Genomic DNA, 26064 nt, shown 5'->3' with positions numbered 1-26064 from the left:
CCTGCTCGTACTGTGTTTTTTGTGAGGACCCGGCCCCCCCGAGGTCTTACCCTTACGCGCCCGCCGGCGGGGTCGGAGGTGTATAAGAGCCGGGCCCCCCCCCCCCCCCCCCGGCCCCCCCGCCGGCGGACCGACGGAGGAGGACACCCGCCCGTTCCTCGACGACCCGCCGGGCCTGGGCTGGGTCCCGGACGGACTGCCGGGCTTCGAACGATGCACCCTCGGCCTCGACACCGATGAACAAGGACAAAACCTTGTCACAGTGGTGCGTCCGCGCACCGACGCCCCCCGTGACCCGGCCCGGCGGCCCATCCTCTCGGTGCACGGCTGGAGCGACTACTTCTACAACGCCCCGCTCGCCCACGCGTTCGAGGCCGCTGGCTACGCCTTCCACGCCGTCGACCTCCGCCACTACGGCCGCTCGCTGCGCGCGGGACAGACGCCCGGCTGGACGGACGACCTGACCCGCTACGACGCGGACCTCGAGGCCGCGCTCGAGACCATCGCCCAGGATCACCCGCTGCCGCCCATCCTCATGGGGCACTCCACCGGCGGGCTGATCGCCGCGCTGTGGGCGGACCGGAATCCCGGCCGCCTCGCCGCGCTCGTGCTCAACAGCCCCTGGCTGGAGATGCAGGGCAGCGCGGGGGTGCGCCTGCTGGCGAAGTCCATCGTGGGGCCCGTCTCCGCCATGAAGCCCTACGCCGTGCTCACGCTGCCGCGCATCGACCACTACTGGCGCACCCTCTCGGACCAGGCCGAGGGCGAATGGGACCTGCACCCGCTCTGGCGTCCTCCGCACGCGTTCGAGGTGCCGGCCGCCTGGCTGAGCGCGGTCCTCTCGGGGCACCGGGCCGTGGCCGGGCGGCTCGACGTCTCCGTGCCGATCCTCGTGCTCGTCTCCGCGCGCGGGCATCGGGGCACGTCCTACGCCGAGGCGATGCTGACCTCGGACATCGTCCTGGACCCCGACGCCATGGCCCGACGCTCCCTGCGGCTCGGCAACCGGGTGACCGTCCACCGGCTCCCCGACGCGCTGCACGACGTGTTCGCCTCCCCCGCGTCGGTGCGCGAGGCGGCCGGTGCCGCGACGCTCACGTGGCTGGGGGCCTACGCGCCTCCGTCGGCGTCCGAGGCCGAGTCCGGCGCGCCGGACGACGGCGCCGGCTGAGGGGTGTCCACGGCGCCGCCGTAGCGGCGGTCCCGGCGGGCGTAGGTCTCGACGGCGGCCCACAGGGTCCGCCGGTCGACGTCCGGCCACAGCACGTCGAGGAACAGCAGCTCCGCGTAGGCGGACTGCCACAGCAGATAGTTGGACAGGCGCTGCTCCCCCGAGGTCCGCAGGAACAGGTCCACGTCCGGGACGACGTCGACGTCCTGACCCGTGCGGAAACCGCGGTCGAGGTAGCGGGTGATGACGTCCTCGCTGATCTCGCCCGGCCGCATCCGGCCGGCCCGGACCTCTTCGGCGATGGCCTGGACGCCGTCCAGGATCTCGGCCCGGCTGCCGTAGTTCACGCACATGTGCAGCGTGGTGCCGGTGTTGTGGCGCGTGAGCTCCTCGGCCTCCTGCAGCTCCCGGATCACGGGGGTCCAGAGGCGCGGGGCCCGCCCGTTCCACCGGATCCGCACGTTCCACGAGTGCAGGGTGTCCCGCTGCCGGCGCAGCACGTCCCGGGAGAAGCCCATGAGGAAGCGCACCTCCTCCGCCGAGCGCCGCCAGTTCTCCGTGGAGAACGCATACGCGGACACGTGGCCGATCCCCAGCTCCACCGCCCCGGCGACGACGTCCAGCAGCGCCGCCTCGCCGGCCCGATGGCCCTCGGTGCGGGGCAGGCCGCGCTGGTTGGCCCACCGTCCGTTGCCGTCCATCACGATCGCCACGTGCCGGGGCACGAGACGCGGGTCGATCCGCGGGGCGACCGCACCCGAGGGGTGCGGCGGCGGGGGCTGCGGGGCACGGTCGGCGCTCATGGTCTCCTCTCGACGCGCGGGGCGGGGAGGCCGAGGTCCTGGTCCAGGACGGACAGGGACACCAGGCGCCGCTCGGCGTGGAACTGCAGGTACGCCGCCACGATAGCGGCCGCCTCGCGGCGGGCGGGGGCCCCGGAGGCGTCCGCGGTGGCCCAGTCCCCCGCCGCGAGGGCCGAGAGCAGGTCGAAGGTCTCCGGGGCGGGGTGCGCGGCACCGGGTGGCCTGCACTCGGGGCAGACGGCCCCGCCGAGGCCCACGTGCAGCGCCGTGTGCGGGCCGGGGGCGCCGCAGCGGGCGCACCGGTCGAAGGTCGGGGCCCAGCCGGCCTGGGCGAGCGCCCGCAGCAGGAACGAGTGCAGGATCAGGCGCGGGTCGTGCGCGCCGCGGGCCAGCGCGGCCAGCGCGCCGTGGAACAGGCGGTACTGGGCGCGCCGGCCGTCGTCGTCGACCGCGGGGACCCGCTCGACGGCCTCGGCGAGGGCGCCGGCGACGGTGTAGGCGTCGTAGTCGGCGGCCAGCATCGTCGCGTACGGGTGCAGCAGCTGCGCCTGGCTCACGGTGTGCAGCTCCCCCCGGCCGCGTGCGAGCTGGAGCGTGGAGTGCATGAACGGCTCCACCACCGAGCCCAGCCGGGAGGACGTCTTGCGCACCCCCTTGGCCACGGCCCGGACCAGGCCGTGCTCGGGGGTGAGCGCCTCGATGATGCGATCGGCCTCCCCCAGACGGTGGGTGCGCAGCACGATGGCCTCGGTGCGGAACGAGTTCGCCGCGTAGCCGCCGTGCCGCGCACCCCGCCGGGAGGAGCCGGAGCCGCTCACGCGCGCAGGGCGCGGTTCACCGCGGACACCACGGCCTTCAGCGAGGCGGTGGTGGTGTTGTGGTCCAGGCCGACGCCCCAGAGGACACGGTCGCCCACGGCCGCCTCCACGTAGGCGGCGGCCATGGCCGCGCCGCCCTCGGACAGTGCGTGCTCGGAGTAGTCGAGCACGCGGACGTCCACGCCCTCCTCGCCGAGGATGCGCAGGAACGCGTCGATCGGGCCGTTGCCCTGCGCCGCGCGGGTCTGCGTGACGCCGTCGACCTCGAGCTCGGCCTCCATCCGGAACGTGCCGTCCTCGCCGGAGGCCGAGGAGACCGAGCGGAGCCGGTAGCGGCCCCACTGCGCCTCCGCCGCGTCGGCGGGCAGGTACTCGTCCTGGAACACGCGCCACAGGTCGGCGCCGGAGACCTCGCCGCCCTGGGCGTCGGCCAGATCCTGGATGACGTGGGAGAACTCGATCTGCGCGCGGCGCGGCAGGTCCAGGTTGTGCTCGGACTTGAGCAGGTAGGCGACGCCGCCCTTGCCGGACTGCGAGTTCACGCGGATGACGGCTTCGTACGAGCGGCCGATGTCCTTCGGGTCGATGGGCAGGTACGGCACGGCCCACGGGATGCCGTCCACGTCCGTGCCGGCCGCCTTCGCGTCGACCTCCATGGCCTCGAAGCCCTTCTTGATGGCGTCCTGGTGGGAGCCGGAGAAGGCCGTGAAGACGAGGTCGCCGCCCCACGGCGAGCGCTCGGGCACGGCCAGCTGGTTGCAGTACTCGACCGTGCGCTTGATGTGGTCCATGTCGGAGAAGTCGATCATGGGGTCGACGCCCTGCGAGTACAGGTTCATGCCCAGCGTCACCAGGTCGACGTTGCCGGTGCGCTCGCCGTTGCCGAACAGGCATCCCTCGATGCGGTCCGCCCCGGCCAGGTAGCCCAGCTCGGCGGCGGCCACGCCCGTGCCGCGGTCGTTGTGCGGGTGCAGGGAGAGGATGAGCGAGTCGCGGTGCTCCAGGTTGCGGTGCATCCACTCGATCGAGTCGGCGTACACGTTCGGGGTGGACATCTCCACCGTCGCCGGCAGGTTCAGGATCATCTTGCGGTCGGTGGAGGCCTCCAGGACCGTGGCCACCTCGTCCGAGATGCGCCGGGCGAACTCGAGCTCGGTGCCCGTGTAGGACTCGGGCGAGTACTCGTAGGTGATCTGCGTGCCCTCGAGCTGCTCCTCGAACTTCTTCACCAGGCGCGCGCCGGAGGTCGCGATGTCCACGATCCCGTCCTCGTCCTGCCGGAACACCACGCGGCGCTGCAGCACCGACGTCGAGTTGTACAGGTGCACGATGGCCCGGTCGGCGCCCTCGAGCGCCTCGAAGGTGCGCTCGATCAGGTGCTCACGGGACTGGGTGAGGACCTGGATGGTGACGTCGTCCGGGATGTGGTCGCCCTCGATGAGCTGACGGACGAAGTCGTAGTCGGTCTGCGAGGCGGACGGGAAGCCGACCTCGATCTCCTTGAAGCCCATGCCGATGAGCAGCTGGAACATGCGCAGCTTGCGCTCGGGGCCCATGGGGTCGATCAGGGCCTGGTTGCCGTCGCGCAGGTCCACGGCGCACCACAGCGGCGCCTTCTCGATGACCTTGTCCGGCCAGGTGCGGTCCGGCAGGGCGACCTCGATCTGGTCCTGGAACGGGACGTACTTGTGGAACTTCATCCCCGACGACTTCTGCAGGTGGGCGCTCATGCGTGTTCTCCCTCGACGTGCGCGCGGCGGGCGCGCGAAAGGTGGGTGGTCGGTGGCCGGACCGGGAGGTCAGGGGCTCCGCACGGGGTGTCCGGTCCGGTGGGAGGCGTCCTGCCTCCGCATGCGCTCAGGCGGCGTGGATCACGGCCTGGCACGGGGACCCCGTGCGGCCGGGAAGTAGCAGGCGGGCCGTGGCCGGCGCTGTCGTCGCGCGGCGGAGGGACATGCCCCGACCCTAGCACCGAGGTGGGCCGGGCCACAGGAGGCCGTCCCCGTGTGACGCACGACGACGGCGGCCCGCTCCGGCGCGTGCGCGCCCGGGTCGGGCCTCCGGCTCAGAAGCCGAGTCGGCCGAGCTGTTTGGGGTCGCGCTGCCACTCCTTGGCGACCTTGACCCGCAGGTCCAGGTGCACCTTGGTGCCGAGCATGCGCTCGATGCCCGCCCGCGCCTGCGCGCCGATCTCACGCAGCCGGGAACCGCCCTTGCCGATGATGATGCCCTTCTGGCTGTCCCGCTCGACGAAGACGTTCGCCCACACGTCCATGAGGGGCCGATCCGCGGGGCGGTCCTCGCGCAGGGACATCTCCTCGACCATCACGGCCACCGAGTGCGGCAGCTCGTCGCGCACGCCCTCCAGGGCCGCCTCCCGGATGAGCTCGGCGACCATGACCGCCTCCGGCTCGTCCGTGAGCTCGCCGTCGGGGTACAGGGGCGGCCCGGCCGGCAGCAGCCCCGCGAAGACGCCCAGGACGTCGTCGACCTGGCGGCCGGCCACCGCCGAGACCGGCACGACGGCCGCGAAGCCCTCCCCGCCGTTCTCCGGCCCGAGGACCTCGTCGCCCAGCGCGGTCACGGCCACGAGCTGCGCCATGAGCTGCTCCGGGCCCACCTTGTCCGTCTTCGTCACCACGGCGACCACCGGGGTGCGGTGCAGGTAGGAGAGCTGCTGGGCGATGAACCGGTCGCCCGGGCCGATCGCCTCGTCGGCCGGCAGGCACATGCCCACGGCGTCGACCTCGTTGAGCGTCTCCGCCACGAGGTCGTTGAGGCGCTCGCCGAGCAGGGTGCGGGGCCGGTGCAGACCCGGGGTGTCCACGAGCACGAGCTGGAAGTCCTCGCGGTGGACGATCCCGCGGATGGTGTGGCGCGTGGTCTGCGGCTTGGAGGAGGTGATCGCCACCTTCTCCCCCACCAGCGCGTTGGTGAGTGTGGACTTGCCGGCGTTCGGCCGGCCCACGAGCGAGACGAAGCCGGAACGGAAGCCGTCCGCGGCGCGGGCCGGATCGACGAGATCGGTCATGGGGTCATCCTTGTCAGGCGGGGCGTGGGGTGGGGCGGCCGGCTCAGGCCACGGGGTCGGCGGGTGCGGCGCCGTGGGCCTGCTCCTCGCGCCGGCGCAGCCGCACCGGGCGGTCGGGGGTCTCGGAGACGCGCAGGCGCGCGACCCGGTTGCGGCGGGGCTCGAGGGTGTCCGCGACGAGCTCGATCCCCTGGACCACGACGCGCGAGCCCTGGATCGGGACGCGGCCGAGCTCCTTGGCGAGGAGGCCGCCGACCGTGTCGACGTCGTCGTCCTCGTCCTCCTCCGGCAGCTCGAACTCCTCCCGGAAGTCGTGGATGCCCATGCGCGCGTCGACGGAGTAGACGCCGGGCGCGACGAACTCCACCTCGGGGCGGTCCGGCTGGTCGTCCTCGTCGTAGATCTCCCCGACGATCTCCTCGATGAGGTCCTCGAGGGTCACGAGCCCCGCCGTGCCGCCGTACTCGTCCACCACCACGGCCACGTGGGTGGACTCGCGCTGCAGCTCCTGCAGGAGGGTGGCCACGGACTTCGACTCGGGGACGAAGCGGACGTCGCGCATGACCTCGGTGACGGGGGTGTCGGTCGCAGCGCCGTCGTGGTGCAGGGCGCGGGTGACGTCCTTGAGGTGCAGCATGCCCCGGATGTCGTCGGCGTCCTCGCCGATCACCGGGATGCGGGAGTTGCCGGAGCGCAGGAACAGGGCCATGGCCTGCCCGAGCGTGTGGTCGGCGTCGATCGTGACGACGTCGGTGCGCGGCACCATGACGGAGCGGACGATGGTGTCGTTCATGGAGAACACCGACTGGATCAGCTCCGCCTCGGAGTCGGCGAGCACGTCCGCGTCGTGGGCGCGGGCGACGAACTCGCGCAGGTGGCGCTCCTGGAAGTCGTCCTCGTCCTCCGGCTCGACCTCGCGACGGCGCCGGTCCCGGTCCAGGCGGGCGGCGAGCGGGCCCAGGGCCCGGCGGAGCACCCACACGAGGCCGCCCAGGCGGCGGGCGACGGCGGCCTCGTTGCGGGAGCCGATCGGCCGCGGGCTCCAGACGCCCAGCAGGGCGGCCACGCCCACGAGCACGACCGCGGCGATCGCCACGGCGAGCCACGTGTCGTCCACCACCGCGTCGGCGGCCGCGGTCAGGCAGACGGCCGACAGGGCCTCGGCCACGAAGCGCCAGACCCGCAGGGCGCCGAGGTGGCTCTCCCGCTCGCGGGCGATCTCCAGGACCTTGGAGCCGGGCCGCTCGCGGACGATGTCCTCCGCGTCCCGCCGGGAGAGGTAGGAGAACGCGGACTCGGCCAGGGACAGCGTCCAGGTCAGGCCGAGGAAGACCAGGAAGAGGGCGAAGAGGACGGCGGGTGTCAGCATGGGCGGTGCCGTCAATCCTCGACGGTGGGGGCCGGGGCGGGCCGGCCGAGGACCTCGGAGACGAGCCGATCCTGGAGCGTGAACATCTCCTCGCGCTCGGCGTCCTCGACGTGGTCGTACCCGAGCAGGTGGAGCATGCCGTGGGTGAGCAGCAGGAGCAGCTCATCGTCACGGGAGTGCCCGCCGCGCGCCGCCTGCTCGGCGGCGACCTCGGGGCAGAGCACGACGTCGCCCAGCACGCCCTCGGCCGGCGCCTCGGGCGAGCCGGGGGTCAGCTCGTCCATGGGCAGGCTCATCACGTCGGTGGGCCCGGGCAGGTCCATCCACTCCTCGTGCAGCTCGGCCATGCGTGCGGCGTCCACGACGGTCACGGCCGTCTCGGCGCGCTCGTGGACGTGCAGGCGCGCGTACACGTGCCGGGCCATGCGCAGCAGCGCGTCCTCGGGGACCTCGATCCCCGACTCGTTCAGGATCTCAACGGCCACGGCGGGCCCCTCCTCGCTTCTGGGACCGCTCCGCGGGGCCGCGGGCGGCGTCGTAGGCGTCCACGATGGCGCTCACCAGCGAGTGCCGGACCACGTCCGAGGAGTCGAAGCGGACCATCTCCAGTCCCTCGATCCCCTCGAGCACCTCGACGGCTTGGGCCAGGCCGGACTGGGTGCCGCGCGGCAGGTCCACCTGCGAGGTGTCGCCCGTGACGACCATGCGCGCACCGAAGCCGAGGCGGGTCAGGAACATCTTCATCTGCTCGCCGGTGGTGTTCTGGGCCTCGTCGAGGATCACGAACGCGTCGTTCAGGGTGCGGCCGCGCATGTACGCCAGCGGGGCGACCTCGATGGTCCCGGCCTCCATCAGCCGCGGGATCGACTCGGGCTCGATCATGTCGTGCAGCGCGTCGTACAGGGGGCGCAGGTACGGGTCGATCTTCTCGGAGAGCCCGCCGGGCAGGAAGCCGAGCCGTTCGCCGGCCTCGACGGCCGGGCGGGTGAGGATGATCCGGTTGACCTCCTTGGCCTGCAGCGCCTGCACCGCCTTGGCCATCGCCAGGTAGGTCTTGCCGGTGCCGGCCGGGCCGATGCCGAAGACGACGGTGGAGCGGTCGATCGCCTCCACGTAGTCCTGCTGGTGCAGGGTCTTCGCGCGGATGCGGCGGCCCCGGCCCGAGAGGATCGAGTCCAGGTGCAGCTGACCCGCGCCGCGCCCGGTGGCGGCGTCGCGGACGTGGTGGACCACCTGGCCCATCACCTCGGGGGTGACGGCCTGGTCGCGGCGGGCGATCGAGCGCAGGTCCTCGACGACGCGCCGCACCGTGGCCACCTCGGCCACCGGCCCGGCCAGGTCCAGCCGCTGGTCGCGGACCGTGACGTCCACGGTGGGGAACACGCCGCCGAGGATCCGCAGCAGGGCGTCCTGCGGTCCGAGCGTGCGGACCATGAGGTCGGCGGACTCGAACGCCACCCCCTCGTGCGCGGTGGCGGGCGGGGTCGGGGTCGTGGGGGGCACGGTCACGATGGGGCGGATCACCTCGGGGTCGCGGGGGCGGGACATCCCGACCAGTCTAGGCGTCGGCGCGCCGTCCTGCCGGGGCTCACCAGCGGCCGAGCCGGTGCTGGAGCACGGCGAGGGCGGCGGGGCCGGCCGTGGAGGCGCGCAGCACGTGCGGGCCGAGCCGCACCGGCACGGCCCCCGCGGCCACGCAGGCCTCGAGCTCGGCCGGGCCGATCCCGCCCTCGGGGCCCACGACGACGGCGATCTCGACGGCCGCGGAGAGTCGCTCCGCCGGCACCGCGGACACCCCGTGCTCCGCGTCCTCGTGCAGTACGAGGACGAGCCGGCCGCCGTCGTCGTCCCAGGCCAGCCCGGCGACCGCCGTCCCGGAGACGTGGTCCCGGACCGCGGGCACCCGGGCGCGACGCGCCTGCTTGGCGGCCGCGCGGGCCGTGTCCGCCCACTTCTGGCGGGCCTTGGCGGCCTTGGGGCCCTTCCAGCGGACGATCGAGCGCTCCGCCTCCCAGGGCACCACGGCGTCCACGCCGAGCTCGACGGCGGCCTGGACCGCCATGAGGTCCCGGTCGCCCTTGGCGAGGGCCTGGACGAGCACGAGCGCCGGGGTGGGCGCCGGCTCCTCCGCCACCGCGTCCAGCCGCACGGACACCGCGTCCGGGGCGGCCGCGAGCACGGTGCCGTGGCCGAGCGTGCCCGACCCGTCGGCCAGGAGCACGGCCTCCCCGGGGGCCAGGCGCATGGCCGCGGCGGCGTGCCGGGCCTCGGCGCCGTCGAAGACGACCTCCGCGCCCGCGCTCGCGCCGGCCAGGGCGCCCGGCTCGAGGTGGAACAGGGGGGCGGTCACAGGTTCCTCAGGTTCTCCCGCAGCCGGGCGAACATGCCCTTGGCCTGGGGTGCGCCGTGCACGACCTCCTCGCCGCGCACCTCGGCCAGGCGCTCCAGGAGCTGGCGCTGCTCGTCGTCCAGGTCGGTGGGCGTGGTGACCACCACGTCCACCTTGAGGTCGCCACGGCCCTGCCCGCGCAGGCGACCGACGCCCAGGCCGTGGAGGACCTCGACGTGGCCGGACTGCACGCCCGGGTCCAGGCTGAGGGACTGCTTGCCGTCCAGGGTGTCCAGCGTGACGGTGGTGCCCAGGGCCGCGGCGGCCATGGGGACGGTCACGGTGGTGGCCAGGTGGTCGCCCTCGCGGCGGAAGGTCTCGTCCGGGCGGACCGCGATCTCCACGTAGAGGTCGCCGTTCGGGCCGCCGCCCGGGCCGGCCTCGCCGCGGCCGGCGAGGTGGATGCGGGTGCCGTCGTCCACGCCCGCGGGGATGCGCAGGGTCAGCGGCGTCCGGGTGCGGACGCGGCCCTGCCCGTCGCACTCGTGGCAGGGCGTCGGGATGACGGTGCCGAACCCCTGGCAGGCGGGGCAGGCCTCGGTGGCCATGACGGTGCCCAGCAGCGACCGCACGGGGCGCTGGATCATGCCGTGGCCCTGACAGGTCTGGCAGGTCTCCGGCTGGGTGCCGGGCTCGCAGCACGAGCCCCCGCACCGCTCGCAGCGCACGGCCGTGTCCAGCTCAATGGTCTGCTCGCCGCCGAAGACCGCGTCGCGCAGGTCGATCCGCGCGATCACCAGCGCGTCCTGGCCGCGGCGGGCGCGGCTGGCGGGGCCACCGCGGCCGCCCTGGCCGGCCGCGTTCATGAAGGTCTCGAAGATGTCGGCGAAGCCCCCGAAGCCGCCCGCCCCACCGAAGCCGCCCGGGAAGCCGGCCTGGCCGTTCTCATTGCCCGTCGTGTCGTAGGCCCGACGCCGGTCCTCGTCCGAGAGCACCTCATAGGCGTGGGAGATGCGCTTGAACTGCTCGGCCGCCTCCGGGTCGGGGTTGACGTCCGGGTGGTGGGTGCGCGCGAGCTTGCGGTAGGCGCGGCGGATCTCCTCGGTGCTGGCGTCACGGCTGACGCCGAGCGTCTCGTAGTGGTCGGTCACGGTGGGGATTCCTCTCGGGGCGAGCGGGACGTGGGGCGGTGCGGGACGGGGCCCGCCAGGACGCGCGGAGGCACGTCAGGTGGTCAGGATGCGGGAGAGATAGCGGGCGATCGCCCGGACGGCGGCCATGGTGCCCGGATAGTCCATCCGGGTCGGACCGATGACGCCGAGCTTCGCCACGGCGCCGGGGCCGTAGGCGGCCGCGACCACCGAGGTGTCCGCGAGCGATCCGGCGTTCTCGGAGCCGATCCGCACGGACACCCCGTGGGCGTCCTGCTCCATCTCCGTGAGCAGGCGCAGCAGCACCACCTGCTCCTCGAGCGCCTCCAGGATCGGCCCGATGGACGCGCCGAAGTCCCCCGGGGAGCGGGCCAGGTTGGCGGTGCCGGCCAGGACGATGCGGTCCTGCCGGCCGGCCTCGAGCAGGTCCTGGACGGCCGCGGCCACGAGGGCCGCGGCCGGCCGGTGCTCCGGGCGGACCCGGGTGACGACGTCGTCCATCACGGCGGCCGCCTGCACCGGACCGAGCCCCAGCAGGGCGTCCAGCAGGAGGCCGCGGAGCACGGACAGCTCCGCCTCGTCGACCGGCCGGTCCAGGACGGCGTGCCGCTGGTCCACCCGTCCCGTGGACAGGATGAGGACCACGAGCAGGCGCGTGGGCGTGAGGGAGACCAGTTCGAGGTGGCGGATCGTGGAGCCGTCCTCGTGGGGGAACTGCGCGACGGCGACCTGCTGGGTCAGCTGGGCCAGGAGGCGCACCGTGGACTCCATCATGTGCTCGGTGTCCGTCTCCGGGTCCAGCAGGGTGCTCACGGCCCGGCGCTCGGCCGGGGACAGCGGCTTCACCTCGGAGAGGCGGTCGACGAACACGCGGTAGCCCTTGTCCGTGGGGACGCGCCCGGCGGAGGTGTGCGGGGCCACGATGAGGCCCTCCTCCTCGAGCGCCGCCATGTCGTTGCGCACGGTCGCGGAGGACACGCCCAGGGCGTGCCGTTCCACGAGCGCCTTGGAGCCCACGGGCTCGCGCAGCGCCACGTAGTCCTCCACGATCGCCTGGAGCACCTGCAGGCGGCGGGGCTGCTCCGACATCTCGGTCCTCCTCTGGTCCGTCGGGATCCGGGGCGACCCCGGAGGTGCCCCTGACTGGCACTCCGGCGGGTCAAGTGCCAATGCTACCGTCCGACCCGGGTGGACCACCCGACCGGTCCGCACGGCTTCGCTCACGGTGATCGCCCGGCCCCGTTGCTACCGTGCTCTCCCATGGACTGGAGCAGCTGGGGCCCCGCGGGCCACGACGACCTGACGCGCCGCCCCGCCCGGACCGTCCCCGATGTGCCCGCCGCCCCCGGCACGGTGGTCGAGGACGTGGCCTCCGGGTTCACCGGGGCCGTGATCGGCATCGAGCGCTCCGGCGGCGTGCACGTGGTGGTCCTGGAGGACCACCGCGGCGTGCGCCGCGGCTTCCCCCTCGGCGGCGGCTTCTGGATCGACGGCGAGCCCGTGACCCTGGTCCCCCCGACCGCCGCGGCCCCGGCGGCGCCGGCCCGCACCGCCTCCGGCTCGCGACGGGTCGAGGGGGCGCGCGCCCGCACCGCCCGCGCCTCACGCATCTGGGTGGAGGGCGTGCACGACGCCGAGCTGGTGGAGAAGGTGTGGGGCGAGGACCTGCGCCTCGAGGGCATCGTCGTGGAGCCCCTGCACGGCGTGGACGACCTCGCCGGGGCGATCCGCACGTTCGCCCCCGGCCCGCGGCGCCGGCTCGGGATCCTCGTGGACCACCTCGTCACCGGGTCCAAGGAGGAGCGCCTCGCGGCCGAGGCCATGCGCGTGCCGGGGGCCGCGGGCAACGTGCTCATCCTCGGCCACCCCTACGTGGACGTCTGGCAGGTCATCAAGCCCTCCGTCCTCGGCATCCCCGCGTGGCCCGTCGTGCCGAAGGGGCAGGACTGGAAGACGGGGATCCTGCGGGGACTGGGCTGGCCGCACGGGAGCAAGGAGGCCACGGGGCTGGGGTGGAAGCGGCTGCTCTCCCACGTCACCACGTACGCGGACCTCGAGCCGTCCCTGCTGGGCCGCGTGGAGGAGCTCATCGACTTCCTCACCGCAGCACCCGAGCACTGATCTCGGCGCGGCCCCCGCCCGCCCGCGCTATGCTGGCCCATGCCCTGCGCCCGGTCCCCGGCGCGCGGGTCCCGCGATCCAGGAGGAGCCCCTCGTGAACACCCGCGCGCAGCCCGACGCCGGCCGCACCGGCCACGGCCCGCCCGCCTGGCTCGTCTCGGCCGGCGGCCGCGGCGCCCCGCTCACGGCGAAGCAGGACCGTGACCGCGCGGCGCTGGCCCACCTCAGTCTGGCGTTCGGCGTGCTCGGCCCGCTGGTCGTGTGGCTGCTCTACCGCGACCGCGGCCCGTTCACCTCGCAGGAGTCGCGCGAGGCCCTGAACTTCTCCGGGCCGCCCACGCTCATCACGCTCCTGTTCTTCTTCCTGTCCCTGCTGCCGGTGGTCGGCCCGATCTTCGCGATCCTCGGCGCGCTCACGTGGGCCGCCATGGCGGTCTACGGCGTGATGGGCGCCTCGCACGTGTCCAAGGGCCGTCCGTTCCGGTACCCGTTCAACCTGCGCATCCTGCGCTGACCCGGGGCCGGCCGGTCAGAAGCCGGCCAGCGCCCGGACGATCGCGTCGTTGCGCAGCCGCCCCTCGAGCGTGGGGATGATGCGCCCGTCGACGGCGGCACGCCCGTCCAGCAGGCCCGCGGCGATGAGTTCGGCGATCGCCCCGCGGATCCGCGCGGCCTCCCCCGGCGTCTCCGAGACGAGCTCCGCGGTCGGGAGCCCGTCCACCGTGCGCACCGCGAGCATGATGCGCTCGAGTCGCCGCGCGTCGGCGTCGGGCCGCTCGCGGCCGACGGCGGGGGTGACCCCCGTGGCCAGCCGTTGCGCGTAGGCGGCGGGGTGCTTGGCGTTCCAGAACCGGACGCCGGCGAGGTGCGAGTGCGCTCCCGGGCCGATCCCCCACCAGTCCTGGTCCTCCCAGTACGCCACGTTGTGCCGCGCGCGGTGGACCCCGGAGCCCTGCGGGTCGCGCGCCCAGTTGGACACCTCGTACCAGCGGTAGCCGGCGGCGCCGAGCAGCTCCTCGGCGAGCAGGTACTTGTCCGCCTGGTCGTCGGGGTCCACGTCCGCCACCTCGCCGCGGGCCACCTGGGCCCCGAGCTTGGTGCCCTCCTCCACGATCAGCGAGTACGCGCTCACGTGGTCCGGGGCCAGGGCGACGGCGGCCTCGAGCGTGGCCCGCCAGTCGGCGAGGGACTCTCCCGCGGTCCCGTAGATCAGGTCCAGGGACACCTCCAGGCCGGCCTCGCGGGCCGCGGCGACGGCGGCGGGGACGGACTCGGGCCGATGGGTGCGCTCGAGCGTGGCGAGCACGTGCGGCACCGCGGACTGCATGCCCAGGGAGAGGCGGGTGAAGCCGCCGGCCGCGAGCTCACGGGCGTACTCCGGAGTGATGGTGTCCGGGTTGGCCTCGGTGGTGACCTCCGCGCCGGGCGCGATCCCGAACCGGTCCACCGCCGCCTGGAGGATGCGCACGAGGTCCGCGGCCGGCAGGAGCGTGGGCGTGCCGCCGCCGAAGAACACCGTGTGCAGCGGGCGGGCGGGCACGTCCGAGGACGCGAGCACGTCCGCGGCGAAGTCCAGCTCCGCGACCGCCGACTCCCAGTAGTCGCCGCGGCCCGCGCCGGGGCCGAGGTCGACGGCCGTGTACGTGTTGAAGTCGCAGTAGCCGCAGCGCACGGTGCAGAACGGCACGTGGACGTACAGGCTGAAGGTGCGCGCCGCGCCGTCGCCGGCGGCCGCGCGCACCCGCTGCCCGACGTCGGCCGGCAGCCGGCCGTCGTCGGGGACCGGCTCGCCGAGGGGCAGGGCGGGCACTTACTTCTTCGCCGCCTGGTCGGCGCCGGCGCCGTCCGAGGACAGGGCGGCGATGAAGGCCTCCTGCGGGACCTCGACCCGGCCCACCATCTTCATGCGCTTCTTGCCCTCCTTCTGCTTCTCGAGCAGCTTGCGCTTGCGGGAGATGTCGCCGCCGTAGCACTTGGAGAGCACGTCCTTGCGGATCGCGCGGATGTTCTCGCGGGCGATGATGCGCGAGCCGATGGCGGCCTGGATCGGCACCTCGTACTGCTGGCGCGGGATCAGCTCCTTGAGCTTGCCCGTCATCATCACGCCGTACGTATAGGCGTTGTCCTTGTGGGTGATGGAGGAGAACGCGTCCACCTGTTCGCCCTGGAGCAGGATGTCCACCTTGACGAGGTCGGCCGCCTGGTCACCGTCGGCCTTCCAGTCCAGCGAGGCGTACCCCTTGGTGCGGGACTTGAGCTGGTCGAAGAAGTCGAACACGATCTCGGCCAGCGGGATCCAGTAGCGGATCTCCACCCGTTCCTCGGAGAGGTAGTCCATGCCCTTGAGGTTGCCGCGCTTGGCCTGGCACAGCTCCATGACGGCGCCGATGAACTCGGCCGGCACGATGATCGTGGCCGAGGCCATGGGCTCGCGCACCTCGAGGATCTTGCCCTCGGGGAACTCGGAGGGGTTGGTCACGGTGACGACCTCACGGTCCTCCCGGGTGACCTCGTAGACCACGTTGGGCGCGGTGGAGATGAGGTCGAGCCCGAACTCGCGCTCGAGGCGCTCGCGCACGATCTCCAGATGCAGCAGACCGAGGAAGCCGACGCGGAAGCCGAAGCCCAGCGCGACCGAGGTCTCCGGCTCGTAGACGAGCGCGGCGTCGTTGAGCTTGAGCTTGTCCAGGGCGTCACGCAGCACGGGATAGTCCGAGCCGTCGATGGGGTACAGGCCTGAGAACACCATGGGCTTGGGGTCCTCGTAGCCACCCAGGGACTGCTCGGCCGGGTGGGCGTGGTTGGTGACCGTGTCGCCCACCTTGGACTGCCGCACGTCCTTCACGCCGGTGATGAGGTAGCCCACCTCGCCCACGGCCAGGCCCTTCGTGGGTACGGGCTCCGGGGAGGAGACGCCGATCTCGAGGAGCTCGTAGGTGGTGCCCGTGGACATCATGCGGACCTTCTCCCGCGGGGAGAGCCGGCCGTCCACGACGCGCACGTACGTGACGACGCCCCGGTAGGTGTCGTACACGGAGTCGAAGATCATCGCGCGGGCCGGGGCGTCCGCGTCGCCCTCCGGGCTGGGGACGGCGCGGACCACGCGGTCCAGCAGCTCCTCGACGCCGACGCCCGTCTTGCCGGACACGCGCAGCACGTCCTCGGGATCGCAGCCGATCAGGGAGGCCAGCTCGGCCGCGTAGCGGTCCGGATCCGCGGCGGGCAGGTCGATCTTGTTGAGCACGGGGATGATCTCCAACTCGTGCTCCATGGCGAGGTAGAGGTTCGCCAGGGTCTGCGCCTCGATGCCCTGGGCGGCGTCCACCAGCAGGATCGCCCCCTCGCACGCGGCCAGCGAGCGGGAGACCTCGTAGGTGAAGTCCACGTGCCCGGGGGTGTCGATCATGTTCAGGGCGTAGTCCACCCCGTCCACGGACCAGGGCATGCGCACGGCCTGGGACTTGATGGTGATGCCGCGCTCACGCTCGATGTCCATGCGGTCCAGGTACTGCGCCTTCATGTCGCGGGGCTGCACGACGCCGGTGGCCTGCAGCATGCGGTCCGCCAGCGTGGACTTGCCATGGTCGATGTGGGCGATGATGCAGAAGTTGCGGATCACCGAGGGGTCGGTGGCAGCGGGCACCGGGGGGTTCGACGCCAGGGGCGACACGGGCACTTCCTCTACGGGTGACGGGGACGGGACTCTGACCGCCTAGTCTCTCATGATCCGCCGCCGACCCGACCCGGACGCCGGGCCCGCGCGTCCACTAGATTCACGCCCATGGCCTTCGACCTGCATCGCGCCCTGTCCCTCGGCCGCCGGACGGCACGCCTGATCGGCGCCCTCCGCGACGACGCCCGGCCGCGCCGGGCCGCCTCCGAGGCCGGTCGACGGGCCGGCGACCGGAGCGGCCCGTCGCCCTTCCCGGGCCCGCCCGGGCCTCCCGGGCCCGCGTGGGACCCCACGGAGCCCACCGACTCGTGGCCGATGCCCGGGCCCGGGCAGGAGCGCCGGCCCCGGCGACAGGACGCCGGCCGCCACGTGTCCCTGCCGGACTTCACCGGCACCGTCCGCGTCGAGTACGCGCCCGTGCCCGGGCCGACGGCCGGGCCGGGCGAGGTCGTGTGGACCTGGGTGCCGTACGAGGAGATGGACGGCCGGGGCAAGGACCGCCCCGTGCTCCTGATCGGCCGGGACGGGGCGCACCTGCTCGGGCTCATGCTGACCAGCCGGGACCGGAACAACGCCCTGGCCCGCGACGAGGACTACGTGGACGTGGGCGCGGGCGCCTGGGACCGGTCCGGCCGCGCCTCGGAGGTGAAGCTGGACCGGGTGGTCCGCGTGGATCCGGCCGCGGTGCGCCGGGAGGGCGGCGTCCTGGACCGGGCGGCCTTCGACCGGGTCACGGCCGCGCTGGCCCGCGCCCGGAGGCGGGTGCGCTGAGTCGGCCGCGCGGATCGCGGGGTCTGGGTGGTAGGATCGTCCGCATTGTGTCCGCCGGTCGACGGGCACCCCCGGAACGGGTCATCATCGGTGTTCCCCACGCCGCTCAGTCCACGGATCCGGGCACCCTCCACGACCCCCTGTTCATGCGGCGCCCGGACCCTCGTCCGCGCCGCCGACGACGAAGGACCCGATTTGGCTAACATCAAGTCCCAGAAGAAGCGCATCCTCACCAACGAGAAGGCGCGCCAGCGCAACGTCGCGGTGAAGTCCGAGCTGAAGACCGCCATCCGCGCCGTGGACAAGGCCGTCGCCGCCGGCGAGGCCGAGGCCGCCGCCGCCGCCCTGCGCACCGCCTCCCGCAAGCTGGACAAGGCCGCCTCGAAGGGCGTCATCCACAAGAACCAGGCCGCGAACCGCAAGTCCGGCATCGCCGCCCGCGTGAAGGCCCTCCTCGGCTAATCCACGCCCCCGGCTGTGACCGCGGCCCCCGCCCCGAGCGATCGGTGCGGGGGCCGTTTCGTGTCCGGGCTGCCCCCGTGGGGTGCCGTCCGGCGGCGCCGTCAGCGGCTGACGGCGGTGGCCACGCGGATGACCGCGCGCTCGACGGCGAACTCCGGGTTGCGGGAGGCGCCCTTGGCCTCGGCGTCGGCCTGGGCGATCCACTCCACGGCCTGCGCGATGCCGGCCGCCGTCCAGTGCCGCGCCGCCTGCTGGATGTAGCGCACCTGGAACGGGGCCACCCCGAGCAGGGACGGCAGCTCGGCGGCGGGCCGGCGGGCGTCGATCATCCGCGCCACCTGCCGCGCCTTGAGCGCGAGCGCCGCGGTGATCATCACCGGGTGGACGCCGGTGGCCATCGCGTGCCGCACGAGGGACACGGCCCTCGCCGCCTGCCCCTCGAGCGCCGCATCGGCCACCGCGAAGCTCGTGGCCTCCACGCGGCCGCTGTAGTAGGTGTCCACGGTCTCGACGGTGACGACGCCCTCGGTGTCGTCGACGAGCTGGGCGCACGCGGCCGCGAGCTCCGTGAGCGAGGCGCCGGTGGCGCGGATGAGCGCGCGGGCCGCCTCCTCGTCGATGCGCCGACGCCGGTCGCGGAACTCGGCCTGCACGAAGGCCAGCCGCTCCTCGTCCTTCTTCAGCGGCACGCACTCGACCACCGTGCCGGCCTGGGCGACGGCGTCCAGCAGCTTCTTGCCGCGGTTGCCGCCGGTGTGGCGCAGCACGAGCGTGACGTCGTCCGCGCCGGGGCCCTGCTGGACGAGGCGCAGGGCGTCCTCGAGGAACGCGTCGTTCATGGCCTCGAGGCCCTCGACCGTGATGAGGGTGGGCTCGGCGAAGAGGGACGGGCTGGCCGCGGTGGCCAGCTGGCCGGGCTGGTACTCCCCCGCGCGGAGCCGGTGGATCTCCAGCTGGCCGTGGCGCTCGCGCAGAGCCTGGGTCACGCGGTCCGTCACCCAGCGGGCGGCATGGTCCTCGGGTCCCTTGAGGAGCATGAGCGGGGCGGGCTCGGCTCGCCGCCAGGCCAGCGGGTCGGTGCGGCCGGCTCGGCCGGAACGGGGGCTGCGGGCGGCGGACATGCGTCCCATCCTAGGGTCCGGTGCGGACGCTCGAGGGCGGGCGGACGGTGTGAGCCGTGATCTCGGGCGCGCCGTCGGGGTCGGGGCCGTCCGCGGCCGTGAGGGCCAGCGTGCCGTGCAGGTCGGTGCGGGCCACCGGCCCGAGGCGGCCGAGCGCGTCCACCGTGGCCCGGTGGGGGTGTCCGTACGGGTTGTCGGCGCCCACGGAGACCATGTGCAGGCGGGCGCCGACCGCGCGCGGCACGGCCGTCCCACCGTTGCGGGCCCCGTGGTGGGCGACCTTGAGCACGTCCACGCGCGGCGGAGCGGCGGCATCGGACCGGTGCCCCGCGACCCATGCCGCGGAGGCGTCCTCCTCCATGTCGCCGGTGATCAGCGTCGTGACCGGACCGGCCTCGCTCTCGACGGTGACCAGCACCTGGGCGGAGGCGTCGTTCTCCTCGGGGGCCCGCGCGTCGGCGAGCAGCACGTGCCACCGCACCGGCCCGGCCGTGCCCGTCGCGCCGGTGCGGAGCCGTGCCGCGTCGGCGGGCCGGTCGACGCCGTCCGCCTCGCCGCCGCGCCCTCCCCTGCCCTGCGCCGGCGCGTCCCGGGTCGCGTAGTGCACCGCCCCGCGGGAGGCGCGGTCGACCACGCCGGGCAGTCCCCCGGTGTGGTCGGCGTGCAGGTGGGTGAGCAGCACGGCGTCCACCCGGTCGACGTCGAGGTCGTCGAGGCAGCGACGAGCGAGCCCAGGCTCGGGCCCGACATCGACGACGACCCCCGCGCGCGGGCCGGACCGGAACACGGCCATGTCTCCCTGGCCGACGTCGCAGAACGCCACCGCCCAGTCCGGCGGGGCCGCGCCCGAGGCCCGCGGCACGAGGACCGCCCCGACCGCACCCGTGGTGGCCGCGGCCAGCGCGGCGGCGAGCACGACCAGGGCGGGGAGGCGCTCGCGGGTCCGCGGCGCGCTGCGGCCGACACGCCGCACCGGGGCGGCCCGGCGTCGTTCGAGCAGGAGCACGGCGGCGAATCCGAGGAGCGTCGCGGCCACCAGCAGGACGCCCAGCCCGGCGCCGAGGGCTCCGGCCGGCCACGGACGCAGCGCCCCGGGCAGGGAGGCGCTGGTGTGGGCGACCCACCCGATCCAGGCCGCGGGCCACTGGATCACGGCGACGAGGGCGGCGGCGATCCCCGGCGCGGGCAGGGCGAGGGCCGCGGCGAGGGTGCCCAGGACGGTCACGGGCGGCACGGCCGGGGCGGCCAGCAGATTGGCCGGCACCGCGTAGGCCGACACCTCACCGGTCATGGCCAGGATGATCGGCTGGCAGGCCAGGTGGGCGGCCACGGTCACCGCGAGCGACGCCGAGAGCCACCGCGCCACGACGTCGGGCAGCACCCGGCCGAGCCCGGCGTGCAGCGCACGGTCGAGGGGCGCGCCGCCCAGGACGATGCCCGCGGTCGCCGCCAGGGAGAGGTGGAAGGCCGGTTCCACGGCGAGGGCCGGCACCGCGACGAGCAGGGCCGTGCCGCCCACCGTCAGGAGTCCGAACGCCTGCCGCGCGCGGCCGAAGAACACCGCGAGGGCGCCGAGAGCGCCCATCACGGCCGCCCGGAGGACCGACGGCTCCGGCCCCACGACGACCACGAACACCCCGAGGACCGCCAGCCCGGCGCTGAGGACCACCGCCCGGTGCACCCGCGCGCTGCGCAGGGTGATCGCGACCGCGCCGAGGATCATGGCCACGTTGGCCCCGGACACGGCAGACAGGTGCGACAGGCCCGAGGCCTTCATGGCGTCGTCGAGGGCGGCCCCCTGGGCGGAGCGGTCGCCCAGCACCAGCCCCGGGATGAGCTCCGGCGCCGTGCCGACCGTGCCCTCCGCGGACTGACGGAACGCGGCGCGCAGCGCCTCCCGCCGCGGCGGGCCCGGGCCGCCGTCGGTGGCCCCGCCTGCCGGCTCCGCCCCGCCGGGGCAGGGTCCCGGCTGCGGGGCGGCCGCGGCGGCCAGGAACACGGTGGAGCCGGACCTCGACGGCCGGGCCACCACGCACACCCGCGATCCCGGCCCGCCGCCGGGGGCCGCCGTCCCGTCCAACGGCGCGGCGATCGTCGCGGGCGGTGCGCCCCCGCCCGTGAGTCGGGCCGTCACGGCCGCCTCGGGGGCCCGCGGCGGATGACCGAACGTCTCGACCCGCACGGGCACGCTCCAGCGTGGGCCGAAGGTCGCCTCGCTCCGGGTGGCGGGCCCGTCCAGGGTCAGCTCGAGCCGCAGCGGTGAGCCGGCGTGCACCGCGCCGGTCCAGCCGCTGGCGCTGGCCGCGGCGGCGGGCCCGGCCGAGTGCTGCAGCATCAGGGCCGCGGCCACGCCGGCCAGCGTCGTCGCGGTGGCCACGCCCCGTATCCGACCGGTCGAGCGGGCGGCGCCCAGGACAGTGGTCGCGGCGACGGCCAGCCCGGTGAGGGCCGCCGCCGAGCGGGCCGGGGCGTCCCAGGCGACGCCGAGGATCCCGAGGGTCAGGCAGACGAGCAGGGCGGGCACCCACCGGGCCTCGAGCGGGCCGGGCACCTCGCGGTGGCGGGCGCGGCGGTCCACGGGATCGCTGGGCGGGCCCGGGGCCGGGCTCACCACGAGACGTGGTCACGCAGCCGGTCGAGCGTGGCCGGGCCGATGCCGGGCACCGCGTCCAGGTCCTGCAGGCCGGTGAACGGGCCGACCGTCTCGCGGTGGGCGATGATCTTCTCCGCCGTGGCGGGGCCGACGCCGGGCAGGGTCTGCAGCTCCGTGGCGTCGGCGGTGTTCAGGTCCACGGTGTCGCCGGACTCGGCGCCGCCCGGCTCGCCTCCGCCACCGGCCCTGCCCGTGGTCGGCGTGGGCTGCGCCTGCGCGGCCCCGGCCACCCGGTCCAGGGCGTCCTGCGGTGTGCGGGCGGAGGGGACGAGGACCTGTTGGCCGTCGTCCAACGGGGCCGCGAGGTTGATGCGCTCCGCCCGGGCGTGCCGGGTCGGGCCGCCGGCGGCGCCCACGGCGTCGGCCACCCGGGAGCCCGGCGCGAGGCTGACCACTCCCGGCCGGGCGACCTCGCCCACCACGTGCACCCGCAGCGGGCCGGACCCGGCGGGGCCGGACGCCTCCCCCGACGGCCCCGCCTCGGACGTCCGCGCGTCGGTGCCCGCCGCCGACGGGGCGGTGGAGGGCGCGTCGGTCTGCGGGATGCCTGCACCGGCCGCGGCCGCCGGGATGGCCGCGGGCGGCGCCGGGGTGGTCAGCCAGGCCACCGCCCACCAGGCCGTGGCGGCGACGAGCAGCACGGTGACGGCCAGCAGGGCCGGCCGCCACCGCAGCACCGGGCCCCGAGGTGGGGTGCGCTCCCACCGGGACGCGGCGTGCGGGCCGGCTGTGTCGACGTCGGGGGCGGCCGCGGGCGCGGGGTCCGGGGCGAAGGCGGGCGGATCGTCGCAGAGGCGGTGGCTGGGGCTCATGCGGGCAGTCTGCGGCCCCGTCGCCGAGTCGGGCGCGTCCCGCACCCGACCTGGGGATGACCTCCGCGGTCCAGGGTGGTGTGCAGGAACGGACGCGCCCGTCTCCTCGGCGCTCCCGCACGGGCGGCCTCAGTCCCCCGAGCCCCCCGTGGGCGATTCCAGCGGGCAGATCACCACACCCAGGGCGCCCAGGCCCAGGTGCGCGGCGAGCACGGCGGGCAGCTCGACGACGGGCACGGGGGTGGTGGAGATCGGCTGGAGCCGCTCCGCGAGCTGCCCGGCCGTCTCGGGGTCGCCGTACTCGTGCACGGCGATCCGCACCGGGTCCCCGCCGGCCCGCTCGGTCGCGAGCTCCACGAGCCGGTCGACGGCGCGGGCCGCGGACCGCGGGCGGTCGACCAGGCCGATCGCGCCGTCGTCGACCGCCATGACGGGGCGCACCTGCAGCAGGGTGCCCAGCAGCGAGGCGAGCCCGCTGATCCGCCCGCCCCGGCGCAGCTGCTCGAGGCTGGGCACCGTGAACAGCACGTGGCTGGAGTCCACGGTGGCCTCGAGCCGCTCGCGGATGCGGGCCACGGGCATTCCCACCCCCGCGTCCACGGCGGCGTCCACCACGGCCGTGCCCAGCGCGAAGCCCACGGTGCGCGAGTCCACCACGGTCACCGGGCGCTCGGCGTCCGCGGCGGCCAGGCGCGCGGCCTCCACGGTGCCGGAGAGCTCGCCGGACAGGTGGACGGAGAGGATGCGTGCGTAGCCGGCGCGGGCCAGCTCGGCGTAGGCCGTCCGGAACGCACCCGGCGAGGGCCGCGAGGTGCGCACCGGAGTGCCGGCGGCCAGGGCCAGCGGCAGCTCCAGCGCGAGCTCGTCCGTGCCCTCCGTGTGGATCTGCTCGCCCACCATGACGGGCAGCGCCACCTGGCGGATCCCGGCGGCCAGGCCGTGTCCGAGGACGGCGTCGGGCAGGGCGGCGGCCGAGTCCGTGACGACGGCCGTGCGGTCCCGGCGGGGCGGGCGCAGCCCGTAGCGCGCCCGCCCCGCCAGCTGGGAGCGCCGGGAGCGCAGGCGGACGAGCGCGTCGTCGCGCCACTGCTCGATGCGCGCCACGGCCTGCCTCCTCTCCCCCGGCCCGGTCGCGGCCGGTCTCACGGGGTCAGCGGATCACCAGGTTCACGAGCTTGGGCTCGCGCACGATCACCTTGACGATCTCGGCGTCCCCGATGAAGTTCCGCACCTTCTCCGATGCGCGGGCGCGCGCCTCGAGGTCCTCGGCGGAGATGTCCGCGGGCACCTCGAGGGTGTCGCGGACCTTGCCCTTGACCTGGACGACGGCCGTGACGGTGTCCTCGACCAGCAGCGACTCGTCCACCGCGGGCCAGCCGGCGCGGACCACGGAGGGCTCGTGGCCCAGCAGGACCCACATGTCCTCGGCCGTGTACGGCGCGACGAGGGAGAGCAGCACGGCCACGGCCTCGGCGGCCTCGCGGACGGCGGGGTCGGCCGCGCCGGCGCCGGCGTCGATCTCCTTGCGGGCCGCGTTGACCAGCTCCATCGTCTTGGCGACGACCACGTTGAACTTGGCGTCGTCCAGCAGCTGCTGTGCCTGGTGCACGGCCCGGTGCGTCACCCGGCGCAGGGCCACGGCCCCGTCCGCCGGGTCCGTGCCGGCCGGGGCGCCCGTCGCGCGGACGTCGCGGGCCAGGCGCCACGCGCGGGCCAGGAACTTGCCGGCGGCGCCCGGGGCGACGTCGGCCCAGTCCACGTCGTCCTCGGGCGGCGAGGCGAACACCATGGTCAGGCGCACGGCGTCGACGCCGAACTCGTCCAGCTGGTCGCCCAGGTCCACGCCGTTGCCCAGCGACTTGGACATGGCCTTGCCGCCGTTGAGCACCTGGCCCTGGTTGAGCAGGGCGCGGAACGGCTCGGTGAAGGGCACCAGGCCGAGGTCGTGCAGGGCCTTGGTGAAGAAGCGGGCGTACAGCAGGTGCAGGATCGCGTGCTCCACGCCGCCCACGTACTGGTCCACGGGCAGCCAGCGGCGCAGGGCGTCGGGGTCGAAAACGCGGGCGTCGTCGTTCGGGGACGCGTAGCGGAGCATGTACCAGGACGAGTCCACGAACGTGTCCATGGTGTCGGTGTCCCGTCGCGCGGGGCCACCGCACTGCGGGCAGTCCACCTCGACCCACGACGTCGCCGCGGCCAGGGGCGACTGGCCCTTGGGGGCGAGCTGCTCGCCCTTGAGGTCGGTCGGCAGGGTGACCGGCAGCTGGTCCTCCGGCACGAGCACCTCGCCGCAGTCCGGGCAGTGGACCACGGGGATCGGGGTGCCCCAGAAGCGCTGACGGGAGAGCAGCCAGTCGCGCAGGCGGTACGTGGTGGTGCCCCGGCCGGTGCCGCGCTCCTGCACGATCTCGATGGCCCGCGCGATGGCGGCGGTCTTGTCCAGGCCGTCGAGCTCCCCGGAGTTCACCAGGATGCCCTCGCCGGTCGTCGCGACGCCGGAGACCGCCGGGTCCTCCTCGCCGGTGTCCAGCACGGTGCGCACGGGCAGGCCCATGGCGCGGGCGAAGTCGAGGTCGCGCTGGTCGTGGGCCGGCACGGCCATGATGGCGCCCGTGCCGTAGTCGGCCAGCACGTAGTCCGAGGCCCAGATCGGCAGACGCTCACCGGTCAGCGGGTTCACCGCGTGGCGGCCCAGGAACACGCCGCTCTTGGGACGGTCCGTGGCCTGGCGGTCGATGTCCGAGACCTTCTTCAGGTCCTCGCGGTACGCCTCGAGTTCGGCCCGCACGTCGTCGCCGGCGAGCTCGGCGGCCAGCGGGGCGTCGGCGGCGACCACCATGAAGGTCGCGCCGTGCAGCGTGTCCGGCCGGGTGGTGAAGACCGTGACGACGGGGCCGTCCTCGACCTGGAAGTCGACGTGGGCGCCCTCGGAGCGGCCGATCCAGTTGCGCTGCATGGCGAGCACGCGCTCGGGCCAGTGGACGGTGAGCTGGTCCATGTCGTCCAGCAGCGCGTCCGCGTACTCGGTGATGCGGAAGTACCACTGGTTCAGGGTCCGCTTGGTGACCTCGGTGCCGCAGCGCTCGCAGCGGCCGTCCACGACCTGCTCGTTGGCGAGCACCGTCTGGTCCTGGGGGCACCAGTTGACCGGGGAGTCCTTCCGGTACGCCAGGCCCCTGCGGTACAGCTGCTGGAACAGCCACTGGGTCCACCGGTAGTACTCGGGGTCCGAGGTGTGCAGCTCACGGGACCAGTCCACGGCGATGCCGTACCGCTGGAAGGAGCGCTTCTGCGTCTCGATGTTCGCGTAGGTCCACTCGGCCGGGTGGGCGTCGCGCTTGATGGCGGCGTTCTCGGCCGGCAGGCCGAAGGAGTCCCAGCCGATGGGATGCAGCACGTCGAAGCCGCGCTGCATCCAGTGGCGCGCGACGACGTCGCCCATCGCGAACGCCTCGGCGTGCCCCATGTGCAGGTCGCCCGACGGGTACGGGAACATGTCGACCACGGTGCGGGTCTCGGAGCCGTCCTCGCGCGGGGCGAACGTCCCGGCCTGCTCCCAGTACCCGGCCCAGCGGGCCTCCACGTCACGGAACGAGTACTCCGCGTCGGCGGGGATGCTGGGGGTGGCCGGCACGGCGCTGTCGGGGGTCTGGCTCACGGCGGTTCGAGTCCTCACGCAGTCGGGATGGGGCGCCGGCCCTCGGGCGGCGCGGACGGGGCCGGCGGCACGGCCGGCCACCCCATCCTACGGCGACGGCGCCCCGGCCCGGCCGCAGGGC

Annotated in this window: 22 protein-coding genes; 5 read left to right on the top strand and 17 right to left on the bottom strand. The window is 74.6% G+C overall.

Annotation, left to right across the window (positions count from 1 at the left end):
* Positions 1 to 82 precede the first annotated feature (82 nt).
* Positions 83 to 1171, top strand: coding sequence for an alpha/beta hydrolase (locus FLM69_RS02850; protein ID WP_141842957.1), 1089 nt, complete (start codon positions 83 to 85; stop codon positions 1169 to 1171).
* On the opposite strand, the gene FLM69_RS02845 is transcribed toward FLM69_RS02850, so the two are convergent.
* From FLM69_RS02845 to hrcA, 10 genes are all read right to left on the bottom strand, one after another.
* Positions 1111 to 1974 carry an isoprenyl transferase gene (locus FLM69_RS02845; protein ID WP_061867294.1) on the bottom strand — a complete coding sequence of 288 codons (864 nt, stop codon included), beginning with the start codon at positions 1972 to 1974 and terminating at the stop codon, positions 1111 to 1113. The two genes, FLM69_RS02850 and FLM69_RS02845, sit on opposite strands and share 61 nt — an antisense overlap.
* On the bottom strand, positions 1971 to 2792 hold the full coding sequence (gene recO / locus FLM69_RS02840; protein ID WP_036384710.1) for a DNA repair protein RecO: 822 nt from the start codon (positions 2790 to 2792) through the stop codon (positions 1971 to 1973). The genes FLM69_RS02845 and recO overlap by 4 nt, the downstream gene beginning before the upstream one ends.
* Complete coding sequence (leuA, locus tag FLM69_RS02835) at positions 2789 to 4522, bottom strand: 2-isopropylmalate synthase (protein ID WP_061867295.1); 1734 nt, start codon at positions 4520 to 4522, stop codon at positions 2789 to 2791. Before leuA ends, recO begins: the two co-directional genes overlap by 4 nt.
* Before the next feature lie 335 nt (positions 4523 to 4857).
* Positions 4858 to 5823, bottom strand: coding sequence for a GTPase Era (era, locus tag FLM69_RS02830; protein WP_041103742.1), 966 nt, complete (start codon positions 5821 to 5823; stop codon positions 4858 to 4860).
* 43 nt (positions 5824 to 5866) lie between these two features.
* Entirely contained in the window at positions 5867 to 7192 is a 1326-nt protein-coding gene (locus tag FLM69_RS02825) for a hemolysin family protein (protein ID WP_061867296.1), read from the bottom strand.
* An 11-nt stretch (positions 7193 to 7203) separates the two neighbouring features.
* Positions 7204 to 7677: an rRNA maturation RNase YbeY gene (gene ybeY, locus FLM69_RS02820; RefSeq protein WP_010078622.1), complete on the bottom strand. Its 474-nt coding sequence runs from the start codon at positions 7675 to 7677 to the stop codon at positions 7204 to 7206.
* A complete protein-coding gene (locus FLM69_RS02815; RefSeq protein ID WP_036336560.1) occupies positions 7667 to 8740 on the bottom strand; it encodes a PhoH family protein in 1074 nt (357 codons plus the stop codon). The genes ybeY and FLM69_RS02815 overlap by 11 nt, the downstream gene beginning before the upstream one ends.
* Positions 8741 to 8780: 40 nt before the next feature.
* Entirely contained in the window at positions 8781 to 9542 is a 762-nt protein-coding gene (locus FLM69_RS02810; protein WP_041103735.1) for a 16S rRNA (uracil(1498)-N(3))-methyltransferase, read from the bottom strand.
* A complete protein-coding gene (gene dnaJ / locus FLM69_RS02805; RefSeq protein WP_061867297.1) occupies positions 9539 to 10672 on the bottom strand; it encodes a molecular chaperone DnaJ in 1134 nt (377 codons plus the stop codon). Before dnaJ ends, FLM69_RS02810 begins: the two co-directional genes overlap by 4 nt.
* A gap of 75 nt (positions 10673 to 10747) precedes the next feature.
* On the bottom strand, positions 10748 to 11761 hold the full coding sequence (gene hrcA / locus FLM69_RS02800; protein ID WP_036336566.1) for a heat-inducible transcriptional repressor HrcA: 1014 nt from the start codon (positions 11759 to 11761) through the stop codon (positions 10748 to 10750).
* A gap of 171 nt (positions 11762 to 11932) precedes the next feature.
* On the opposite strand from hrcA, the gene FLM69_RS02795 reads away from it, so the two are divergent.
* Both FLM69_RS02795 and FLM69_RS02790 read left to right on the top strand, forming a co-directional pair.
* Complete coding sequence (locus tag FLM69_RS02795) at positions 11933 to 12793, top strand: DUF3097 family protein (protein ID WP_036336568.1); 861 nt, start codon at positions 11933 to 11935, stop codon at positions 12791 to 12793.
* Between the two features lie 94 nt (positions 12794 to 12887).
* The gene (locus tag FLM69_RS02790; RefSeq protein WP_002854682.1) at positions 12888 to 13307 is read left to right on the top strand and encodes a DUF4870 domain-containing protein; all 420 of its coding nucleotides are present in this window, start codon (positions 12888 to 12890) and stop codon (positions 13305 to 13307) included.
* A gap of 15 nt (positions 13308 to 13322) precedes the next feature.
* On the opposite strand, the gene hemW is transcribed toward FLM69_RS02790, so the two are convergent.
* Positions 13323 to 14603: a radical SAM family heme chaperone HemW gene (gene hemW / locus FLM69_RS02785; RefSeq protein WP_036336572.1), complete on the bottom strand. Its 1281-nt coding sequence runs from the start codon at positions 14601 to 14603 to the stop codon at positions 13323 to 13325.
* Entirely contained in the window at positions 14604 to 16463 is a 1860-nt protein-coding gene (lepA, locus tag FLM69_RS02780; RefSeq protein WP_036336574.1) for a translation elongation factor 4, read from the bottom strand.
* 111 nt (positions 16464 to 16574) lie between these two features.
* Between lepA and FLM69_RS02775 the strand changes: the two genes are divergently transcribed.
* Both FLM69_RS02775 and rpsT read left to right on the top strand, forming a co-directional pair.
* Positions 16575 to 17237 carry a type II toxin-antitoxin system PemK/MazF family toxin gene (locus FLM69_RS02775; RefSeq protein ID WP_141842955.1) on the top strand — a complete coding sequence of 221 codons (663 nt, stop codon included), beginning with the start codon at positions 16575 to 16577 and terminating at the stop codon, positions 17235 to 17237.
* A 195-nt stretch (positions 17238 to 17432) separates the two neighbouring features.
* Complete coding sequence (gene rpsT, locus FLM69_RS02770) at positions 17433 to 17699, top strand: 30S ribosomal protein S20 (RefSeq protein ID WP_002854699.1); 267 nt, start codon at positions 17433 to 17435, stop codon at positions 17697 to 17699.
* Between the two features lie 101 nt (positions 17700 to 17800).
* On the opposite strand, the gene holA is transcribed toward rpsT, so the two are convergent.
* The 5 genes from holA to leuS all read right to left on the bottom strand — a co-directional run bounded on the left by holA (position 17801) and on the right by leuS (position 25943).
* The gene (gene holA, locus FLM69_RS02765; RefSeq protein WP_036317182.1) at positions 17801 to 18820 is read right to left on the bottom strand and encodes a DNA polymerase III subunit delta; all 1020 of its coding nucleotides are present in this window, start codon (positions 18818 to 18820) and stop codon (positions 17801 to 17803) included.
* Between the two features lie 10 nt (positions 18821 to 18830).
* On the bottom strand, positions 18831 to 21431 hold the full coding sequence (locus FLM69_RS02760; RefSeq protein ID WP_223247540.1) for a ComEC/Rec2 family competence protein: 2601 nt from the start codon (positions 21429 to 21431) through the stop codon (positions 18831 to 18833).
* Positions 21428 to 22285 (bottom strand): ComEA family DNA-binding protein, encoded by an 858-nt coding sequence (locus FLM69_RS02755; protein WP_036313756.1) that lies wholly within the window; start codon positions 22283 to 22285, stop codon positions 21428 to 21430. The genes FLM69_RS02760 and FLM69_RS02755 overlap by 4 nt, the downstream gene beginning before the upstream one ends.
* A gap of 129 nt (positions 22286 to 22414) precedes the next feature.
* Entirely contained in the window at positions 22415 to 23389 is a 975-nt protein-coding gene (locus FLM69_RS02750; RefSeq protein ID WP_141842953.1) for a DegV family protein, read from the bottom strand.
* Between the two features lie 46 nt (positions 23390 to 23435).
* On the bottom strand, positions 23436 to 25943 hold the full coding sequence (gene leuS, locus FLM69_RS02745) for a leucine--tRNA ligase (RefSeq protein WP_141842951.1): 2508 nt from the start codon (positions 25941 to 25943) through the stop codon (positions 23436 to 23438).
* Positions 25944 to 26064: the final 121 nt, after the last annotated feature.

Origin of the sequence: Micrococcus sp. R8502A1 (genome assembly GCF_006704135.1) — a bacterium.
Lineage (GTDB): Bacteria > Actinomycetota > Actinomycetes > Actinomycetales > Micrococcaceae > Micrococcus > Micrococcus luteus.
Note: the sequence above shows the minus strand (reverse complement) of the source record. Positions and strands in the feature narration are given on the sequence as shown.

What these genes read in the sequence shown, in the direction of transcription:
- FLM69_RS02845 (WP_061867294.1), bottom strand. Translation starts at nt 1,974, where the DNA reads ATGAGCGCCGACCGTGCCCCGCAGCCCCCGCCGCCGCACCCCTCGGGT.
- leuA (WP_061867295.1), bottom strand. Translation starts at nt 4,522, where the DNA reads ATGAGCGCCCACCTGCAGAAGTCGTCGGGGATGAAGTTCCACAAGTAC.
- era (WP_041103742.1), bottom strand. Translation starts at nt 5,823, where the DNA reads ATGACCGATCTCGTCGATCCGGCCCGCGCCGCGGACGGCTTCCGTTCC.
- FLM69_RS02825 (WP_061867296.1), bottom strand. Translation starts at nt 7,192, where the DNA reads ATGCTGACACCCGCCGTCCTCTTCGCCCTCTTCCTGGTCTTCCTCGGC.
- FLM69_RS02815 (WP_036336560.1), bottom strand. Translation starts at nt 8,740, where the DNA reads ATGTCCCGCCCCCGCGACCCCGAGGTGATCCGCCCCATCGTGACCGTG.
- hrcA (WP_036336566.1), bottom strand. Translation starts at nt 11,761, where the DNA reads ATGTCGGAGCAGCCCCGCCGCCTGCAGGTGCTCCAGGCGATCGTGGAG.
- FLM69_RS02795 (WP_036336568.1), top strand. Translation starts at nt 11,933, where the DNA reads ATGGACTGGAGCAGCTGGGGCCCCGCGGGCCACGACGACCTGACGCGC.
- FLM69_RS02775 (WP_141842955.1), top strand. Translation starts at nt 16,575, where the DNA reads ATGGCCTTCGACCTGCATCGCGCCCTGTCCCTCGGCCGCCGGACGGCA.
- holA (WP_036317182.1), bottom strand. Translation starts at nt 18,820, where the DNA reads ATGTCCGCCGCCCGCAGCCCCCGTTCCGGCCGAGCCGGCCGCACCGAC.
- FLM69_RS02755 (WP_036313756.1), bottom strand. Translation starts at nt 22,285, where the DNA reads ATGAGCCCCAGCCACCGCCTCTGCGACGATCCGCCCGCCTTCGCCCCG.